Annotated in this window: 4 protein-coding genes; 3 read left to right on the top strand and 1 reads right to left on the bottom strand. The window is 37.7% G+C overall.

The features are described from left to right. Nucleotides 1-14: 14 nt before the first annotated feature. Nucleotides 15-1,226, bottom strand: a complete 1,212-nt coding sequence (locus ABIQ28_RS03265) for a TlpA disulfide reductase family protein (protein WP_348035322.1) — start codon at nucleotides 1,224-1,226, stop codon at nucleotides 15-17. A gap of 196 nt (nucleotides 1,227-1,422) precedes the next feature. Here ABIQ28_RS03265 and pheT point away from each other — a divergent pair, with 196 nt between their 5' ends. From pheT to ABIQ28_RS03250, 3 genes are all read left to right on the top strand, one after another. Further along, nucleotides 1,423-3,849 carry a phenylalanine--tRNA ligase subunit beta gene (gene pheT, locus ABIQ28_RS03260; RefSeq protein ID WP_348035321.1) on the top strand — a complete coding sequence of 809 codons (2,427 nt, stop codon included), beginning with the start codon at nucleotides 1,423-1,425 and terminating at the stop codon, nucleotides 3,847-3,849. 161 nt (nucleotides 3,850-4,010) lie between these two features. Then, nucleotides 4,011-4,511 carry a thiol peroxidase gene (gene tpx, locus ABIQ28_RS03255; protein WP_348035320.1) on the top strand — a complete coding sequence of 167 codons (501 nt, stop codon included), beginning with the start codon at nucleotides 4,011-4,013 and terminating at the stop codon, nucleotides 4,509-4,511. Between the two features lie 9 nt (nucleotides 4,512-4,520). Then, nucleotides 4,521-4,892, top strand: coding sequence for a diacylglycerol kinase family protein (locus ABIQ28_RS03250; protein ID WP_348035319.1), 372 nt, complete (start codon nucleotides 4,521-4,523; stop codon nucleotides 4,890-4,892). The last annotated feature ends 275 nt before the right edge of the window (nucleotides 4,893-5,167 follow it).

Below are 5,167 nucleotides of genomic sequence, written 5' to 3'. Positions count from 1 at the left end.
TGAAATTTTGATATTTACTCCGCTAAAAGTTCATCTATAAAACTTTCAAACTCATTCTTAAAATCAATATAATCCTTACCGGTTGCTGGTCCACTAAAACCCGTGTGAATCTTTCGAACCTTTCCAGCTTTATCAATAAAAATAGTGGTCGGATAAGATAGGATATGATTCAACATCGGCAATTTCTTTTGAGCATCAATCTTATTTGAAGTTCCATATTGCGCCAACAAGATCGGGTATTCGATGCCTATTCTATTTTTTAATTCTGCGATACTCTTAAATGCTTTTGCTTCTGTTTTCGCATATTCAAAGGCCAGAGCCACAAATTCAATATCCTTATCGGAATTGTTATTATAGTATTCAGAAAAATATTTCGTTTCATCCAAACAGTTCGGACACCAAGTGCCCATAATCTGAACAACCACGACTTTATCTTTAAATTGCGGGTCGTTTAAAGACACCATCGTACTATCTGCTTGTGGAAAACTGAATTCTAAACGCTTATAACCTTCTTTTAAAAAAGTAAGCGTGTTGGCATCAGGCAACTCAAAAAGATCATTTCGGTTGGCTTCAAACGGCTCGGCATAGGTGTTCCCCGAAAAAAAAGTACCACTCATTGTGCTATCCGTCACAGTAGCCACGAACAAATAAGCATGCGAGCCATCAAAGGTTGATAATTTAAGTTGATTGTCATTTACAACGCCTTCCAAGTATCGATAATCGCCTGTTTTGGTCTGAAAAGTACCCGTGACCTTTTGCCCTTTTTGTTCAAAAACGCCCTTCGCCAGGTATTTTTTTTCATCAGAATCAGCACTAAACAACACTTCCCAACTGCCGGAAACATCAGTCGCTGCAGGGTCCGTCAACTTGAAGCGTGCATTGGAATTATAAAAAGCTTTAAAAGGCAATCTCGACCCAAAGCTTTCATTGAAAAAACTGCCAATCATCCCATCTTCAGTTAGCTTAACCACAATATAGCCCTCAAAAACAGGCATCTTAATGTAAACCGAATCATTCTTATAGGTAATATCATTCACTAAAATAACTTCGTCCGCATTAAATATCTTTAAGGCCTTATCAGAAGTCACTTCAAAATTGAAAGGAATATGTTCCTGCCCATTCACATCCAGCTGACCCAAATACATACCATGCAGCATTTTCTTTGAGGTATCTCTATTACAGGATAAAAATAAAAAAACAAGTATAATGACGGACAGGTGCTTCATAGCGAATATGGGACTTTTTAGGTTAGTAAAAATAAGGCTAAAAAACATTGAAAATAAAATTATATACCATTTCTATAACTATATACTATTATTATCTTTACCCCGAATTTAAAATAAGTCGGACGCTAGGCCGAATAACGCGGATTCAGATTGCAAAACATTGAATAAAATATAGCTATAGCTTAATACTCTAAAAATGAAGATTTCTTATAATTGGTTAAAACAGTTTGTAAACATTGATTGGACTCCTGAACAAACCGGCGAATTACTTACCGACCTAGGTCTTGAAGTTGAAGGCATCCACACTTTTCAATCTGTAAAAGGCGGATTGGAAGGCATTGTAGTTGGCGAAGTTTTGACCTGTGTACAACATCCCAATGCGGACCGTCTTAAAGTTACGACCGTGAACATTGGATTGGACACACCCTTACAAATTGTTTGTGGCGCACCAAATGTAGCCGCTGGCCAAAAGGTACCGGTTGCGACCATAGGAACCACTTTATATACTGCAGAAGGTGAAGCTTGGACCATCAAAAAAGGAAAAATTAGAGGCGAAGAAAGCCATGGAATGATTTGCTCTGAAGACGAATTAGGTCTTGGAACTTCTCATGATGGTATTTTGGTTTTGGACAATGAACTTGCCGTGGGCACATTACTTTCGAAAATTTATGAAGTTGAAAACGATAAGGTTTTTGAAATCGGTCTCACGCCAAACAGAGCGGATGCCATGAGCCATTTTGGTACGGCCAGAGATCTTAAAGCTGGACTTTTACAACAAAAAAATCACGTCGAACTTATCACGCCTTCCGTAAGCGCTTTTAGAGTAGACAATACCATTTCAAAAATTTTGGTCGATGTGCTCAACAAAGAATTGGCGCCTCGCTATTGTGGGCTTACCATTACAGACATCAAAGTTGGCCCATCACCTGCTTGGTTACAAAACCGTCTTAAAGCGATTGGGTTAACACCAAAAAACAATATTGTTGACGTTACCAATTATGTTCTACATGACCTGGGGCAGCCTTTGCACGCCTTTGATGCCAATAAAATTGAAGGTCACAAAGTCATTGTGAAAACCTTACCAAAAGGAACGAAGTTTAAAACTTTAGATGGTGTTGAACGTGAACTTCATGAAGAGGATTTAATGATTTGCGATGCTGTTAAACCAATGTGTATTGCCGGTGTGTTTGGTGGCGAACTTTCAGGAGTAACCGATCAAACGACAAGTATTTTCTTAGAAAGCGCCTATTTCAACCCAATATCGATTAGAAAATCAGCCAAAAGACATGGTCTAAATACCGATGCTTCCTTCCGCTTTGAACGTGGTGTCGACCCAAATATTACGGAGTACGCCTTAAAACGTGCAGCGCTATTGATTCAAGAAGTTGCTGGCGGATTGATTACCAGTAATATTGTAGATATCTATCCGAAAAAAATTGAAGATTTTCAGGTCCGCTTGTCCTTTGAAAATGCACAAAAGTTAATCGGCGAAGAAATCCCAACAGATATCATCAAGAGCATCCTGATGTCTTTAGATATTAAGGTTAACAATGTTACCGAAACAGGTTTGGGATTAACGGTTCCTGCTTATAGAAATGATGTGGTGCGTGAAGCCGATATTATTGAAGAAATTTTAAGAGTTTATGGGTACAACAACATCAAGTTTACCCAAAAACTAAATGCATCCATCTCTCCATCATCACGTTTTGAAGATTTCAAACTTCAAAATGTCGTTGGAAATCAATTGGTAAGCCAAGGTTTTTATGAGATTTTATCCAATTCCTTAACGACGCCAGCTTATACAAAATTAAGTGCGGATTTAAAGGAAGAGCATAATGTAACGATGCTCAATCCGTTGAGCAATGATTTAAGTGTAATGCGTCAAAGCTTGTTGTTCTCAGGGCTTGAAGCCGTCAGCAGAAATATCAACAGAAGACGCTCTGATTTAAAACTGTTTGAATTTGGCAAATCCTATCATAATCAGGACTCCAAATATGTTGAAAATAAACATTTAACGCTTTTTGTAACTGGAAATGAGAATGCAGAGCGCTGGAACTCCAATCCGAAACCCACTAATTTCTTTTACTTAAAAGGCGTTATTACCGCCGTTTTAGAACGCTTGGCCCTAGGTCAATTCACGGCATCTCCAATTCAAAACGATGCCTTTAGTGAAGGCATCAGTCTTCAAACTGGTAATAAGAGCTTAGTGGATTTTGGTCTGGTCAATAAAAAAATCATGAAGCATTTTGATATTTCTCAGGACGTATTGTTTGCTGATTTCAATTGGGACCATGTGATTGAAATGGTAAAACACAAAAACATTGACTTTAAGGAATTACCTAAATACCCAGCATCTCGACGCGATTTCGCCTTATTATTGGATGAAAACATCACTTTTGAAGCTATCGATACCATTGCCAATCAAACCGAAAAACGCTTACTAAAAAGTGTGGATTTATTTGATGTTTATCAAGGCAACACCCTTCCAGAAGGCAAAAAAAGTTATGCCGTGAGTTTTAAATTCCAGGATGAACACAGCACGCTTACCGACCAGCAGGTTGATAAAATCATGAAGAAATTGCAAACTAATTTTGAAGAGCAACTTGGCGCAGAGTTGAGATAGGTTTTTATATAAAGGTGATGGAAAATAGTCATAACATTTTTCACATGATCCTATAGAAAGCTCGTTTCAGAATTTAGGTCCGAAAACATTCTATTTTAATTAATAGGCAAACCCTCAAATAATCCTTAATTTTAACATTTCAAAATAAACACTTTTATATTATGGCAACTGTAACACTTAAAGGCAACCCAGTAACAACTTCTGGAGAACTTCCGAAAAAAAGAACGAACGCTCCCAACTTTAAATTAACAGCGACCGACCTCTCTTCAAGATCACTTCATGACTATTTGGGTCATAATGTGATTCTAAACATTTTTCCAAGTGTTGATACAGGTACTTGTGCACAATCGGTTAGATCTTTTAATCAAAAGGCAGCGCAACTCGACAATACCAAAGTGATTTGTATTTCTAAAGATTTGCCATTTGCATTCTCCCGTTTTTGTGCGGCCGAAGGCATTCACAACGTAGAGAGCCTCTCTGATTTTAGAGATGGTAATTTTGGCAAAAACTACGGCTTAACCATTATTGATGGACCTTTAGAAGGCTTACACTCAAGATGTGTAGTCGTTTTAAACGATAAAGCTGAAGTTATCTATACGGAACAAGTTTTTGAAATTACAGAGGAACCGAATTACGACGCCGCACTAGCATCGCTTTCATAGTCTTAATTTATGTCCCAAAAAAAAGATTCGTTACTGGTCAATCGCTTAAAAAGTATAGGTTGGGCCTATAAAGGTGCGCTAATTTTACTGCGAACGGAAGCGAGTATTAAAATTCAATTTGCGATTGCCATTCTGGTAACTATTGCTGGGTTTTACTTTGAAATCTCCACTACAGAATGGCTCTTTCAAGTCGCCATGATTGGTTTGGTCATGAGTATCGAAGGCGTCAACACGGCTATTGAAGCAATTGCCGACTTTGTTCATCCAGACCATCACGCCAGTATTGGTCATATTAAAGACGTGGCAGCAGGTGCCGTTTTTATCGCGGCAATTTCTGCAATTATTGTAGCGGCAGTCATTTATTATCCAAAGCTTTTTTAATACTAATTCGGTTAGGATTAACGTTAGTAATTTGTATTTTTGTTTCCTTAAGAAAACAGATAAACCTAGCTTATTTCAGTAATACAATTTTATAAAAAATAGATTTCCGTGGTCACGGAAGGTTCACATGGCGAAGAAGAAAACCAAAGCTAAAAGCAGTACTACAACACCTAAAACCAAAAAAACGTACCGAAACTTCGGGATCAAATTATCAAATCAGCAAAAACTCATTTTTGGTAGCTTGTTGGTAATTCTTGGTGCTTTGTTGTTTATTG

This window comes from Gelidibacter sp., assembly GCF_039916245.1.
Classification (GTDB): domain Bacteria; phylum Bacteroidota; class Bacteroidia; order Flavobacteriales; family Flavobacteriaceae; genus Gelidibacter.
Note: the sequence above shows the minus strand (reverse complement) of the source record. Positions and strands in the feature narration are given on the sequence as shown.